The 14,479-nt window shown below is 64.1% G+C and carries 8 protein-coding genes; 4 read left to right on the top strand and 4 right to left on the bottom strand.

The features are described 5' to 3' along the window. Nucleotides 1-13 precede the first annotated feature (13 nt). Together IPV69_RS04430 and IPV69_RS04425 are read right to left on the bottom strand one after the other, a co-directional pair. Nucleotides 14-1,363, bottom strand: a complete 1,350-nt coding sequence (locus IPV69_RS04430; protein WP_206293708.1) for a DUF1552 domain-containing protein — start codon at nucleotides 1,361-1,363, stop codon at nucleotides 14-16. After that, a complete protein-coding gene (locus tag IPV69_RS04425; protein ID WP_206293707.1) occupies nucleotides 1,356-3,770 on the bottom strand; it encodes a DUF1592 domain-containing protein in 2,415 nt (804 codons plus the stop codon). Before IPV69_RS04425 ends, IPV69_RS04430 begins: the two co-directional genes overlap by 8 nt. Before the next feature lie 414 nt (nucleotides 3,771-4,184). On the opposite strand from IPV69_RS04425, the gene IPV69_RS04420 reads away from it, so the two are divergent. Further along, nucleotides 4,185-5,612 (top strand): AAA family ATPase, encoded by a 1,428-nt coding sequence (locus IPV69_RS04420; protein ID WP_206293706.1) that lies wholly within the window; start codon nucleotides 4,185-4,187, stop codon nucleotides 5,610-5,612. Nucleotides 5,613-5,766: 154 nt separating this feature from the next. After that, nucleotides 5,767-7,608, top strand: coding sequence for a hypothetical protein (locus IPV69_RS04415; protein WP_206293705.1), 1,842 nt, complete (start codon nucleotides 5,767-5,769; stop codon nucleotides 7,606-7,608). A 116-nt stretch (nucleotides 7,609-7,724) separates the two neighbouring features. Here IPV69_RS04415 and IPV69_RS04410 read toward each other — a convergent pair whose 3' ends face one another. Next, entirely contained in the window at nucleotides 7,725-8,750 is a 1,026-nt protein-coding gene (locus IPV69_RS04410; RefSeq protein ID WP_206293704.1) for a carboxypeptidase regulatory-like domain-containing protein, read from the bottom strand. Nucleotides 8,751-8,799: 49 nt separating this feature from the next. Continuing rightward, nucleotides 8,800-9,375, bottom strand: coding sequence for an RNA polymerase sigma factor (locus IPV69_RS04405; protein WP_206293703.1), 576 nt, complete (start codon nucleotides 9,373-9,375; stop codon nucleotides 8,800-8,802). Between the two features lie 288 nt (nucleotides 9,376-9,663). On the opposite strand from IPV69_RS04405, the gene IPV69_RS04400 reads away from it, so the two are divergent. Next, nucleotides 9,664-11,115 (top strand): sulfatase family protein, encoded by a 1,452-nt coding sequence (locus tag IPV69_RS04400; RefSeq protein ID WP_206293702.1) that lies wholly within the window; start codon nucleotides 9,664-9,666, stop codon nucleotides 11,113-11,115. Between the two features lie 127 nt (nucleotides 11,116-11,242). After that, nucleotides 11,243-13,903, top strand: a complete 2,661-nt coding sequence (locus IPV69_RS04395; protein WP_206293701.1) for a c-type cytochrome — start codon at nucleotides 11,243-11,245, stop codon at nucleotides 13,901-13,903. Nucleotides 13,904-14,479: the final 576 nt, after the last annotated feature.

Genomic DNA, 14,479 nt, shown 5'->3' with positions numbered 1-14,479 from the left:
CCCTCCTAATCGGCTAGATTCCCAATGGTTCAAACAAGCCGTCAATCTTGCCCGAGCTGTCGGCAAACTTTTCGACGCGTACACCGGCCTTATCAAGCAGGGTGAGATGGAGGTTGGCCAGCGGAGCCGTCTTCTCGAATCGAATGTGCCGGCCACCCTTCATGCCATGGGCGGTGCCACCGGCGACAATGGCCGGGAGGTTCACGTGGTCGTGGACGTTGGGATTGCCCATGCCGCTGCCGTAGAGGAGCAGTGTGTGGTCGAGTAGCGTGCCGTCGCCGTCGGGTGTCGACTTGAGCTTCTGCAGGTACTCGGCGAAGAGCGACACGTGAAAGCGGTTGATCCTCGCCATCCTGGCAACCTTATCGGGGTCGTTGCCGTGGTGGGACAGGGCATGGTGCGGGTCGGCCACGCCGGCTTCCGGGTAGGTGCGATTGCTCGTCTCGCGGGCGAGTTGGAATGTCGTGACCCGGGTGACATCACCCTGGAATGCGAGCAACTGAAGGTCGAACATCAATCTCGCGTGTGCTGCATAAGACGCGGGAACACCCACCGGGCGGTCGAGATCGGGCAGCGACTTGTCTTTCACATCTGCCATCGCCTTCTGAACCCGCCTTTCGACGTCTCGGACGGATTCTAGGTACTGGTCCACGCGAGCCCGGTCGGCCGCTCCGAGTTCGCCGTTCAGCCGGGAAAGGTCGTCTTTGACGAAGTCGAGCAGGCTGGCTCGACGTCGAAGCGCCGCGGCGCGGTCTGCCTTGCTGCCGCCTTCGCCGAACAGCATCTCGAAGACGATTCGCGGGTGCGCCTCGGCCGGCAATGGTGTTGTCGGCGACGACCAGGAAAGATTGTTCTGGTACACGCAGGCGTAGCCGTTATCGCATTGGCCGACGGTCTGCATCATGTCCATGGACAACTCGAGCGACGGCAGCTGTGTCTGGCGGCCGATCTCCCTCGCCGCGACCTGATCCACCGTGGTTCCCAGGTAGTAGTCGTTGCTCTCGGTGTGCTTCGCCCGCGCACAACTCAGGAATGCCGCGTTGGACGTCGCGTGAGTGCCGGGATAGGCGTTACGCAGTTCGAGATTGCTGACGACTGTCAGGTACTGCTTCACCGGCTCGAGCGAGTCGAGGATGAACGAGAGCTTGTCAAGCTTTTCGCCGGGCGGAGGCGTCCAGCGGGTCATGTCGGCCCCCATGGGCATGAAGACGTAGCCCAGCCGGCGAACCGGCGTCGCCGCCGACGCCGTGCCGGCCGACAGCGCCGGGACCATGGCGTCCAGCAGCGGCAGTGCCAGGGTCGCCCCGACGCCGCGAAGAAAGGTGCGGCGTGGAATGGACCTGCGTGCGATGAAGTTACTCATGGGCTTCTCTCATCCGAAACGGCGCACTCCGGACCAAACCGACGATGATCGCCGACAACCGATAGTCATCTCGCCTCGCATCGCGAACAACCTGCCTCAGGGCAGGTGCGTCGTAATACTCGATACCCCGGCCCAGCGCGAACGTGAGCAGTTTCTCGGCAACGGTGGTGACCAGGAGTTCCGGGCGCTCGGTCAGGGCCCGCTCAAGGCCATCTACCCCGTCGAACGTTCGACCGTCTGGAAGTCCGCCGGAGGCATCGACGAGACTCCCGCCATCAGAGACGCGCCAGCGGCCCACGGCGTCGAAGCCTTCGAGCGCAAAGCCGGGCGGGTCGATGAACTCGTGACAACTGGCGCAAGCAGCGTTATCGCGGTGGACGGCAAGTCTTTGGCGCACCGGAAGCGACTCGGCGACCGCGGCACTTTCCAGGGCCGGAATGTCTGGTGGCGGGGGAGGTGGCGGCGTGCCGAGCAGATTCTCGAGCACCCACTTCCCGCGCAGCACCGGCGACGTCCGCGTCGCGTACGACGTCACCGCCAGCACGCTCGCCTGCCGCAGCAGGCCGCCTCGATGGCTTTCCGGGAGCAAGGTCACCCGGCGGAAGTGACTTCCGTACACGTGAGGGATGCCATAGTGCATCGCCAGCCGCTGATTCAGCCAGGCGTGATCGGAACGGATCAGACTCAGCAGGCTGCCGTCCTGCCGGACGATCTCAGCCAGCAGAAGTTCCGTCTCCCGGCGCATCGACTGCCGCAGGTTGTCGTCGAAGTCCGGGAACAGTCGCCCGTCGGGTGTAAACGAATCGAGGTTCCTCAGGTGGAGCCACTGCGCGGCAAAGTTGGTCACAAGCGACTGAGCCCGCGGGTCGGCAAGCATGCGTCGAGCCTGGCCGGCAAGTACCTCCGGCCGCGAAAGCTCACCGTTCTCGGCCAGCTTGAGCAGTTCGTCGTCCGGGAGGCTGCTCCAGAGAAAAAACGACAGTCGCGACGCCAGTTCCAGGCTGCTCACCGGATAGACCGTACCGGCCGGGACAGATTCGGGTTGCCGTTCCACGCGGAATAGGAACTCGCGGCTGACGAGCACAGCACTCAGTGCGGCCTGGATCCCCGTCTCGAAATCTGAGTCACGGCGGGCCGCCGCGAAGACGGAGATCAGTCTTGCCACGTCGGCGTCGGTCACAGGACGGCGCCATGCGCGGCGCAGCAGGGCACCGAGAATCTTCCGGGCGCTGTCGATCTCCTCGGCCTCGGCCGCCGGATAAGCCACGAAGACTCTGCGGCGGGAGGGTGTATCGCCGGCCGTGCCGGGGCCGAAGGGGCCCACGATCGACACCTGATAGATCGCCGGGGATGTTCGGGGATGACGGTGGAAGTTGAACCGGGCCTCGTACGGCTGGCGCTTGTACTCCAGCAACGACGAAGGATTCTTAACGAAGGTCACCCCCAGCACGTGCGGACCGGCAGTCACCGGAAAGCGAAGCTGCAAATGCTTGTCCACGTCGTTGTGCCCGGCCCCGCGGGGCGGCGGCTTCACGACGAACGCTTTCTTTTCGACGCCGCCGAGCAGGACGAGCAAATCGTGCGGCTCGTGGAGCCCCTCCACTTCGTCATTGCGATCCCGCGACAGGCGAATCGTCACCTCGTACTCGCCGTCACGTGGAAAGGTGTAGCGTATCGGCGCACCACCACGCGTGCCGAACGGCAGTCCTTCGACCTGTTCCTCCTGTGTGACATCCGGCTTGATGCGGAAGGTCTCTCCGCCGGGAACTCGCTGGGCACACCCGACAGCCAATCGGCTCACATGCTCTGCGGCGCTGACGTAGCGGTCCAGAAGCGTCGGCGAGAGCGTGCCGACGGTCACGTTGTCGAAACCATGGCTGGCCTCGTCCGCAGGTAGAAGAGCCGCGGCATCGACATCAAGTGCCAGCAGGTCGCGAATCGCGTTCTGGTACTCGACACGGGTCAGCCGTCGAATCGACTGCGTTCGCCCGGGATGCGGCCGCTCGGTCGCGGCAGCGTCGAGGGTCGTTGAAAGTGCGTTCAGCAGCTCGCTGTACTCCGCCTCAGTCGGCCGCTCCTTCACTTTCGAAGGGGGCATCTGACGGGTGGCGAGCCGGCGAACGACCTTCTCCCAAACCTCCGCTTGGTCGGTCACCGAACCGGCCACGGCGGGATCCAGGTTCAGACCCCCTTTTTTGAGATCGGCGTTGTGACAGTCCGAGCAGTACTTCGTGACCAGCGCCGCACGCCGGTGAGACTCACCGTCGCCCGACACCTGCGGAGGTATCGCAGCGCTCGCAGGGCTCGCCGCTATCGTGACATCAGACCGCGTGAACCATCGGATGCCGCACAGCACGACGATAGTCATGCCAACCGGCAGAAGGATGCTGTGCGGGCGGATGCTCATGCAGGAAAAAACGATCAATGTAAGGGCTACCAGGCGATTGCGATTGTACCCACCTACAACTGACGACGATCGGCGAAATTGCTGTCAGTTTTCGGCCTAGTCCCTGTCCACCACAGTCTGACTCGCGTGGATCGCAGGTTCACGATTACGGTGGTCGGCGGACCATCTGCCTGATTAAGCAACCCAAAACACAGAACATCCTGCTCCGGCTGGCTAGCAGCACTGAAAAACAGCTTTTCAATGAGGTCTGTCCGATAAGGCTAAAGGAAACCCCCGCCACACTCCGATCTTTCAGCAGACGCTGCCGGATTTCACGATAAGTCCACAGCGTTGCCGGGGCTACGGGCAGTCGCCTCGCACCAAACGCCGACGGAACGGCGGGCGGTCCCATCGGGTTCCACGGAAGGCACGACAATGCGCACGGTCGCGATCATCAACCAAAAGGGCGGATGCGGAAAGACCACCTCCGCCATCAACCTGTCCGCGTGCCTGGCCCGACTCGGCCAGAAAACGCTGCTGGTTGACATGGACCCACAGGGCCATTGCGGCACCGGGCTGGCTGTGCCGGAAGAGCAGATCGAACGAACCATCTACGACGCGATGCTCGAGCCGGCGGACACCCGCGACGGCCGCGTCCCCAAGATCTCCGACATCGTCTGGCAGATCGCCACCGATTTCGACCTGGCACCCAGCAACATCCGGCTGGCCGCCTTCGAGCAGGTTTTCGCGGGTCGGTCCGGTCGCGAAGATCGGCTGACCAACGCACTGTCGGCCGTCAAAGACAACTACAAGTGGTGCATCATCGACTGCCCGCCCAGCGTCGGACTGATCACCTTCAACGCGCTGAAGGCATGCGATGAAGCAATCGTTCCGGTCGAGACCGGCTACTTCAGCCTGCACGGCCTGACCAAGATGATGGAAACGCTGGTGATGCTCCGCGAGCGGGCCGGCAAAGACATCGTCATTCGTGTGCTTCCCACGCTTTACGACACCCGGACCAAGCTCGCCCGCGAAGTGCTGAGCGAGCTGCGCGCCAAGTTCAAAGACTACCTGATGACCAGCACGGTCAACTTCAACACCAAGCTGAAGGAAGCCGCCAGCTTCGGTCAACCGATCACCGAGTACGACCCCGGCTCCCGCGGCTACAAGGATTTCGTCAACCTCGCCCGGGAGCTGATGGGTGCCCGGCCGGCCGAGCCGGAAGTCGCTCACGACAAGATGAGCCGTCCGCAGGAACTGGTGCAGCGGGCCCGCGCACTGGCGCAGCTGGCCAACTACCAGTTCGGTCGCAACGCGGTGCCGACCATCCAACAGACGCCTTCCGCTGGCGGCGGGAATGTCGGCACGATGCAATCCACGACCGCCGCGCCGGCGATGGCACCAGCCCTGGCGGCTGCGCCGGGTCATGCGGCCTCGATGTCCGCTACCGCTTCGCTCTCCTCGCTTTCGGCCGCGACGATGTCCGCCCCGACCGCGGGTGGAATTCAACGCGTTGCCACCACCGCGACCGCCCCGGCGGCCATGCAGCAACCTGTTCGTTCCACCGAGCAGAAGCTCGCTGATTTCTACGGCGTCAAGCAGCTCGACGACGGGGTCGTGTTCTCCGCCCGGTTTGACAGCGCACGCCAGGTCCTGATCGCCGGCGACTTCAACAATTGGCTCCCGATGAGCACCCCGATGGTCCGCACGCCGGGCGTCGGCTGGTCGATGAAGCTCCCGCTTTCCCGCGGCCGCTACCGATATCGCTTTGTCGTCGATGGCAAGTGGCAGACCGACCCGTTCAATCAGTACGTCGAAACCAACCAGTTCGGCGAACTGAACAACGTCGTCGAAGTGGAATAAGGGTGAGGATCGAAGATAGAGGACTGAGGATGGAGGATTGACGATCATCGATCGGTCGCATCGCTCGCGATCCTCACGCGTCCTCCATCCTTGATCTTCCATCCTCCATCCACCACCGTCGATCCTCTTGCCCGCTCCTACCGGACGCATCAACATGCCCACGGAAGACGAACAGCAGCACTCCGTCAACGACATCAGTCACCTGTTCCTGTCGAATGTCCGCAGTCTCGCCGGGCAGGGAATGCCGCGGCCGGTGCGCAAGCCGCCAGGATCACACTCGCTTCCGGCCACACCCGGCGCACCGACGTCCGCGCCCGTTGCCGAGTCAGCACACCGATCCATCCCAACCTACGGGACCTCGCAGCCGGCGGCGATGTCTGACGAAGGCGGCATTCCCAGCGTCGACCTGACGCCGGAAGAGTACGCGCAGGTTTTCGCAACCGGCCAACGTCGCGATGCCTCGGCTGAAGCCGGCGCTTCACCGGCCCGAGTCGCGAACACCGACGACGCGCAACTGCTTTCGGCAACCGGACTGGCGGATTCGGATATCGACGCCGTAGCCCCCGTCACCGCTCTGCTGGCATCGCACCTCGGTGCACGGCAGTTGGAACGCGCCCGCGATTACGCACGTCACCTGGCCGCATCCGGTCATCGTGTCGGGCTCATTGACTTGGACGTTTCCGAGTTCCGGCTCTATCTCATCGACCCCGCGATCGAACCTGGCGCCGAAGTCGAGTCGCGGCAGAACGTGACCACCGGCATGTGTGAGGCCCACGAGATCGCCGAGGCGATCGCCGAACTGAATGTCGATGTCGATCACTGGCTGTTGCTGCTTCCGAACCTCCGAACGCCCGAAGCCAAGGCGATCCTGCGGGACTGCGAATCCTGGACAGTGCTCACCACCTGCGACCATGACGGCGTCGTCTCGGCGTACCGCACGCTCAAGGGCGTTGTCGATGCCCGGGTCGACGAAACCGGCAAATCCACCCGATTGGGTCTGACCACGCTCGATGCCGCCGGCGACGCCGAGGCCAATCGCGTCCTTCAGAAACTCGCCGGGGTCTGTCGTCAGTTCCTCGGTTGGGAGATCAACCCCGAAACACCGGTCCGCTACGCCGCCGGCGTCGCCGAGCACCCGCTCATGAACTGCCGGGTCACCCGCGACAAGGCTCACCTGGCTGCCGCCCCGCACTGGGCAGTGGTAAGCGAGATGCTTTCACGGCCGCGCCGCGGACAAGCTGATACTCATGTGCCCGACACACGTACCGTCGCGCATGACTCCGGCGAGAAATCTCAGCCGGCTGTCACTGCCGCCCCCGCGATGGACAGTGCCCTCACCGCCGAGCCGGTCGGCACGCCGCAGTCTGCCGTGCCCCGAAGCATCGAACCTTCGATCCGCCGGGTGGATGTCGCCGAATCGCCGGTCGTGATGACGTCCGGCGTGAGTGAGAGTCGCCCGACGCCCGCCCCAGCCCCATCAATGCAAAAGCCGGCCGAAACCACGGACTTCACCATGCCCCGACTCTCGATCGCCGGCGATTCTGCCCCGGCCCGAACCTCCAGCAGCGACGATGTCATCGATCTGCCCGGCGACGCCGACGACATCAACGGCATCCTGTCGGCGGTCCTGCGTCGCGCGGAGTTTGGCGTGGTCGAATGCCCGATCGGCGTTCCCTCCTGCCCGAACGGTCGGCTCGCCGTCACCCGTGATCGCGGGCTGGCCATCGTCGCCGCCGCCAGCCGCGGGCTGTCCGAGCTGCGCGCCATCGGCAAGGCGTTTCAGTGGATGCTGGAGAACCGCTCGCTGATTGCGATGGCAATGCCACAGTTCGCGATCGACACCAACAAAACTCCGGCGATCATCCTGCTCGTCGATCAGGCCGACATCACCGGCGACCTTCTCCGCCCGATGATGCAGGCCGATCACGTCATGGTCCGCGCCTATCGAACGCTCAAGTGGGCCGGTCGGACCGGGCTGCTACTCGAAGCGGCATAGTCCTGACGAGACCAACGAAACTCGCGTGTTCGGGAAGGACGCGCTTAAGCGGCCTATCGGAAGGCCGCTTCTTTTTTTGGGTGCGTTCGAAGGGGGCCCGAACTACAGAGTGTTCGTCATTTGCAGCATGCGGGTTTGGCCAGGTGCCCTGCGTCAACCGTTACGTTCCGATCCGCCAACGCAGCCGCCAGTCGCTCTGCCCCAAACTTCAGCTGCACCGGCGGCAGCTTTCCATCGGTACCGACGACCACCTGCTGCTCGATGGCCCCAAGCCGTTCGTGCCACGCCTTGAGGGTGTACTGGCCCGGCGGCAGGGCAGGCATCGTAAAGGCACCGTCATCCCCCGTTACACCGTAGAACGGGTGATCGAATGCCGCCACCCACGCAATCATCCAGGGGTGCAGATCGCACGTCACCTTGAAGGTCTCAGCGGTGACGACGGACTTGAGCTTCAGGCCCACGGGATCGGGCTGCGGCTGGGCGACGTTCACTGGCTTGTTGCGCATCGAGTTCGTGTGCACATTGTGGAAGAACGGGTCGCTGTTCTTGGCGACCAGTTCTTGTCCCACTTGCATGACCACCATCCGAGGCGTGTACTTGCAATCGCGTTGGTCGAGCACGGCGGGGGCCGCGGGCCGCTGGTAGCTCCGTCCCTCGGGAAGCCCGCTCGACACTGATACGATCACATTGGCCAATCCGCCGTTAGCGGCGACCACGATGGACTCGTCGCGCGGCGGGGCATGGTTGTGTCCGCAGTGAGGGCCGCCCGCCTGCGGAAGCAGATGCGGCAGCGGGGCGGCCCCTTCCAGCTTTACAAAGCCCACGACCGCCAGATGCGCCGGCGCCGCTACGCCCGAACCCGGAGCTACAGGCGCGGGCTTGTCGTTGCCGGCGATACGCTCGACGACTGCCGGCCCCTTCAGCGCCACCACGGTCGCCGCCGAAGCGGCGATCAGCACGATCGCGGCCCACCGCCACGACCCTCGGACAACCCACGATCCGCCGCTCCCTCCCCGTCGGATGGCGGCGCGAGTGCGCTCCATCAACATCGGAGACGGTCCCGGGGGAACCGGCGCGTCGATCACCGCGCGGACCGCGCGGTCCAGGTTGTCTTCGCGAAAACTTTCAAAGGGCGGCTTCATGACGAATACCTGCTGACTCTTGGTGTTCCGGTCCGGCAATCCTGCACGGTCACTTTCCAGATGGGCTGCTTCCTGACGTCGCGCCAGCCGCAGGTGGTTCAACGGCACTGTTGTGACCGTCGTGACCATAGTGCGCCAGCGACTTCTTCAACTTTCCCCGGGCACGGTGAATCAGAACGCCGACATGATCGATGCTCAGACCCAGGCGATCGGCGATCTCCTGGTAGGCCCAGCCTTCGATCGCGTGGAGCGTGAAGCACTCGGCCTGCTTCCCGGGAAGGGTCGCCAGCGCCTTCAGTAGCGCATCGGACAGTTCCCCGGCCTCGGCGTTCTGCGGCGGCGTTACGTCGGCCGAGGCTTCCTCGTTCAGCCGTTCGTGGTCGACCGGCTCATGCCGTTTGCGACGCCGCTGGCGGGAACGGAGCTTGTCGATCGACCGTGCCGTCGCCAGGTGCTGGAGGATGGCCCGCGGGGTGGCGAGCGTCTCCCGCCGCGACAGCTCGACCGCAGCGATAAACGCCTCCTGGAACGCCTCTTCGGCGTCGGCGCGGTTACAGAGCAGCCGCCAGCAAATGCGCCAGACGGCCGGTCCATCCTCTTCGACGATGCGGTCCCAATCGATCATGCGAGCTCGGGTCGCACGCCGAGTGAAAGTCCTTCGACGACCGACCGCCGTCATGATGGTAGTCGACAACCGGGGGCAATGTCTTACACGATTGTCTCCGAAGGACGTCCCGGCATGGGCACCGCGGCAGCGGTCCGATAGCAGCCAGATTTCAAAGTTGCGGAACATCCTTTGACGCCAACGCAATACTGCTGTTCCCTGCGGCGTTCACCGGTATGATGCTGGCGTTCTTCCCCAGCCCCGGACGAAACTAGAACGTCTCAAGCGACCGCGGAGGGTCGATTGTCGATGCTGAATCGCTTCCTGCTGACCTGTGTAGTCGTCTGCTCTTTCGGCCGGCTGGTGCTCGCGGCGGACACCGCCGCGTCGCCCCGTATTGAAAAGCCCGTTGGGCGCCCGAACATCCTGTTCATCCTCACCGATGACCAGCGCTGGGACGCAGTCGGACACAGCAAGGCGTTCGGCATTCAAACGCCGAACATCGACGCGCTTGCCGCCGAGGGTGTGCGGTTCAGGAACATGTTCGTCACGACGGCGATCTGCGCCGCCAGCCGGGCAACGATTCTGACGGGCCTTCACGAACGCACGCATCGCTACACCTTCGGCACCAAGCCCATCACCGCCGAGCACGCCGCCGCCAGCTATCCCCGACTGCTGAAGGACGCCGGGTACCGCACGGGGCATGTCGGCAAGTTCGGCGTCGCGGTTGCCGATGCCGGCCAGAAGGCGATGTACGATGTCTTCACGCCCCTGGGTCACCCGTACCTGAAGAAGCAGCCGGACGGTACCGAACGCCATCTGACGGACATCGAGGCCGAAAACGCGATCAAGTTCATTGAAGGCTCCGACCCCGCCAAGCCCTGGTGCCTGTCGCTCTGCTTCAACTCCCCGCACGCCGAGGACAACAACCCCCGCCAGTACATCTGGGCGAAAGAGAGCGACGGGCTCTACGAGGATCTCACGTTCGTGCCGCCGGCGACGATGGCCGAGTCCTTCTTCGAAAGTCAGCCCGATTTCATCAAAAACAGCGAGAGCCGCAAACGCTTCAAATGGCGGTTCGATGAGCCGGCGAAGTACCAGGAAATGGTCCGAGGCTATTTCCGCATGATTGCCGATGTGGACCGCGCCATCGGCCGCGTCCGCAAGGCCGTCGCCGACAAGGGGCAGGCCGACAACACCGTCATTGTTTTCACGGCCGACAACGGCTACTTCCTCGGCGACCGCGGGCTGGCCGACAAGTGGTACATCTACGAAGAGTCGATTCGCGTCCCGCTGATCATCGCCGACCCGCTCTTGAAGGACCGCCATGGTGCCGTGATCGACCAGATGGCATTGAATCTCGACCTGGCTCCGACCATGCTGGCCCGAGCCGGGATTGCCGTGCCCAGGCACTACCAAGGCCGCAGTCTTCTCCCGCTTCTTACCGGGGAAGCTCAGGTTCCCTGGCGCGACGACTTCTTCTACGAACACCTGATGGACGCCAATGGTCCCGGTGCCATAATTCCAAAGAGCGAGGGCGTCAGAAACGAGCGGTTCACCTACGTGCGGTGGTTCCAAGCCAAGCCTCTGGTCGAGGAACTTTACGACCACGAAGCCGACTTCCATTGCACGAAGAACCTGATCGCCGACCCCGCGTTCGCCGCCACCGCCGACGCACTGCGCAAGCGAACCACCGAGTTGCGCGACCAGTACGGCGGGCCGTGGGTGAGTAACGCCGCCGAAAAGCCCAAGCGCAAGTAGGGCCGGCACTGCCCGCCGAAGCGGGCGCGATGTATCGCGAGCGGCGTTGCATCGATCACTGTCCAGGATTCCTCCAGCGGGCGATCTCCGCCACTTACAGACCATCAAACTTACGAGGCCGATCTCCATGACACCCATTCGTAAAACCCTTCTCGTGCTAACCTCCACCGTCGCGCTGGCGGGCGGTGCGATCTTTGCCCAGCAGCAGCCCAAGCCGGCGGGCTCCAAGCCCGCGCCCAGGGCGAACCCCAAGAAGGCTCCCGAGGCTCCCAAACCCAAGACCAACAACGCCGCCGAAGCCACACCGGCCGACAAGATCCGCGCCCTGCCCGGCTTCAAGGTCGAGTTGCTCTACACCGTGCCTGCCGAGACGCAGGGCTCGTGGGTCGCGATGTGCACCGATCACAAGGGCCGCCTGATCGTCTGCGACCAGTACGGCGCCCTCTATCGCGTCACACCGCCGGCCCTGGGTACCACCGAAGGCATGAAGATCGAGCCCATCCCGGCGCAGGTCGGCGCGGCCAACGGCCTGGTCTGGGCGTTCGACGCCCTCTATGTCGTCGTCAATAACTACACCGACCAGAGCAAGAGCGGCGTCTATCGCGTCACCGATACCAACGGCGACGACACCCTCGACAAGGCCGAGTTCCTTCGCAACATCCCCGGCGGCGGCGACCACTCGCCCCACGCCGCGGTGCTCGCACCCGACGGCAAGTCGATCTACATCGTCGTCGGTAACAAGTCCGAACTGACCAAGGTCGACTCCAGCCGCGTGCCCATGCTCTGGGGAGAAGATCACCTGCTGCCGCGCATGCCCGACGGCCGCGGCTTCATGCGCGACAAGCTCGCCCCCGGCGGCAACATCTACAGCATGTCCCCTGATGGCAAAACCTGGGAGCTTGTCGCGACTGGCTTCCGCAACCAGTACGACGCGGCGTTCAACAAGGACGGCGAGCTGTTCACCTACGACGCCGACATGGAGTACGACTTCAACACCTCCTGGTACCGCCCGACGCGCGTCAACCACGTCATCAGCGGCGCCGAGTTCGGCTGGCGCAACGGCGCCGGTAAATGGCCAGAGTGGTACGAAGACAGCTTCGGCGCGGTGATCAACATCGGGCCAGGTTCGCCGACGGGTGTCACGTTCGGTTACGACGCAAAGTTCCCCGCCAAGTACCAGGACGCGTTGTTCATCAACGACTGGAGCTGGGGCAAGATGTACGCGATCCACATGCAGCCCGACGGCAGCAGCTACACCGCGACGAAGGAAGAGTTCCTCAGCGGCTCGCCATTGCCACTGACCGACAGCGTCGTCCGCAAGGAAGACGGGGCGCTCTACTTCGCAATCGGCGGCCGCAAGACCCAGTCGGGCCTTTACCGCGTGACCTACACCGGCACGGAGTCCACGGCGCCCGCCGTCCATAACCCCGGCACGCCGGAACAGGTCGCCGCCCGCGAACTGCGGCACAAGCTTGAGAGCTTCCACGGCAAGAAGCTGACCGAGGTCGAGCAGATCGGCGCGATGGAAGGTGCCTGGAATCATCTCGGCAGCGACGACCGTGCCATCCGCTCGGCCGCCCGCACCGTGCTGGAACACCTGCCGGTCAAGCAGTGGCAGAAGCAGGCACTGGCCGAGCAGAAGCCCGAGCGACAGATCCCGGCACTGCTGGCGTTGGTCCGGGCCACGAGCGTCGATCCCTTCCACCGCAAGCCGACCGACGCCCCCGAAGACAAGGCGCTTCAGGCCGAGATCCTGTCGGCGCTGAAGAAGATCGACTTCGCCAAGCTCCCCGAGTGGCAGAAGCTGGCGATGCTCCGCACCTACGCCGTCTGTTTCGTCCGCATGGGCAAGCCAACGGAAGAGCAACGGCTGGCCGCGATCGCGCAGCTTACGCCGCACTTCCCGGCCAAGACGATCCCCGTCAGTTACGACTTGTGCATGGCGCTGTCGTACCTCCAGGACCCGAGCCTGGCCGCCAAGGCCGTTCCGCTGCTGGCGACCGCCGCCACGCAGGAAGAGCAGATTGAGTACGCCCGATCGCTCCGCATGCTCAAGGCCGGCTGGACGCCTGAGCTTCGCACCAAGCAGTTCGAGTGGCTGCTGCGGGCGGCCAACTACCGCGGCGGGGCGAGCTTCGTCGCGTTCATCCAGATGATCCGCACCGACGCCATCGCCAGCCTGAGCGACGCCGAGAAGACGCAGCTCAAGGATATCCTGGAGAAGAAGCCGGAAGTGATGTCGCCGCTGGCGGCACTGTCGGCCGGGCTGCAGGGCCGGACGAAGGTCAAGGAGTGGAAGGTCGAAGATCTGGCCAGCAAGGCCGAGCAGTCGATGAAGGGCCGCAACTTCGAGCAGGGCCGCAAGATGTTCGGCACGGTCGCGTGCTTCGCCTGCCACCGGTTCGGAAATGAAGGCGGCATGGTCGGCCCCGACCTGACGTCCCTCGCCTCCCGCTTCGGCCCGCGCGACATCCTGGTTTCGATCATCGAGCCCAGCAAGGAAGTGTCCGACCAGTTCGCCCCGACGGTCGTCAAGACCCTCGACGGCGACCAGGTCATCGGGCGGATCGTGAACCTGAACGGCGACCGCGTGATGGTCAACACCGACCTGTTCGACCCCAACCAGCAGACCGCCGTCGACCGCAACAACGTCAAGTCCATGGAAACCTCCAAGGTGTCGCTGATGCCCGAAGGGCTGGTGGATTACCTCAAGGAAGAAGAAATCTTCGACCTGCTCGCGTATCTGATTGCCCGCGGTGATCCGAAGCATGAGGTCTTCCAGAAGTAGGTCGAGCCGACGACCGGTCTGAACGATCGACGGAGTCTCGAAAGACCCGTGCCGCAACCCGCGGCGCGGGTCTTTTCATATCTGTCCGATCGCGTTCCGATCGCTCGACATCGTGTCGGATGCGCGCGATGCACACTGCCAAACGAACCCGAGAACGCTCCTCGGCAACGGTCGCGCTACGGTCCCCTCCTCCGGTACTCCGGGGGAGGGTTAGGGTGGGGGTTGTGGCGGACACGCTCTCCCACGCATTGCCAAACGAACCCGAGAATCGCTCGTCGCGCCAGAAACGTTGGGCGCCGAACGAACCCGAGAACCCGTCATCAGACCCTAGGAACACGTCATCGAACCGGGGGCTCCGCGGGTACGCTGCGCCCGCGGCTTGTTGGCCGAACGAACCCGAGAATCGCATCGTCCGAGGGTCCCTTCCGTAAGATGGGTTTGCTGGGCTTGTGTGATGCCTCATGCTTGAAGCGGCCGTTTCAAACGCATCTCTTCTCCCTTCTATGACCTTCTGATTGTTAGTTATTTCGTTGCACTAGACACTAAAAACGGTCGCGAGGCGTATCGTTCGACTCC

The organism is Humisphaera borealis, from assembly GCF_015169395.1.
Lineage (GTDB): Bacteria > Planctomycetota > Phycisphaerae > Tepidisphaerales > Tepidisphaeraceae > Humisphaera > Humisphaera borealis.
This window is presented reverse-complemented; position numbering and strand designations above follow the sequence as displayed.

Excerpts from the sequence above, each read along its gene's own strand:
- IPV69_RS04420 (WP_206293706.1), top strand. The coding sequence starts at position 4,185 with ATGCGCACGGTCGCGATCATCAACCAAAAGGGCGGATGCGGAAAGACC.
- IPV69_RS04410 (WP_206293704.1), bottom strand. The coding sequence starts at position 8,750 with ATGAAGCCGCCCTTTGAAAGTTTTCGCGAAGACAACCTGGACCGCGCG.
- IPV69_RS04400 (WP_206293702.1), top strand. The coding sequence starts at position 9,664 with ATGCTGAATCGCTTCCTGCTGACCTGTGTAGTCGTCTGCTCTTTCGGC.
- IPV69_RS04395 (WP_206293701.1), top strand. The coding sequence starts at position 11,243 with ATGACACCCATTCGTAAAACCCTTCTCGTGCTAACCTCCACCGTCGCG.
- IPV69_RS04430 (WP_206293708.1), bottom strand. The coding sequence starts at position 1,363 with ATGAGTAACTTCATCGCACGCAGGTCCATTCCACGCCGCACCTTTCTT.
- IPV69_RS04425 (WP_206293707.1), bottom strand. The coding sequence starts at position 3,770 with ATGAGCATCCGCCCGCACAGCATCCTTCTGCCGGTTGGCATGACTATC.
- IPV69_RS04405 (WP_206293703.1), bottom strand. The coding sequence starts at position 9,375 with ATGATCGATTGGGACCGCATCGTCGAAGAGGATGGACCGGCCGTCTGG.
- IPV69_RS04415 (WP_206293705.1), top strand. The coding sequence starts at position 5,767 with ATGCCCACGGAAGACGAACAGCAGCACTCCGTCAACGACATCAGTCAC.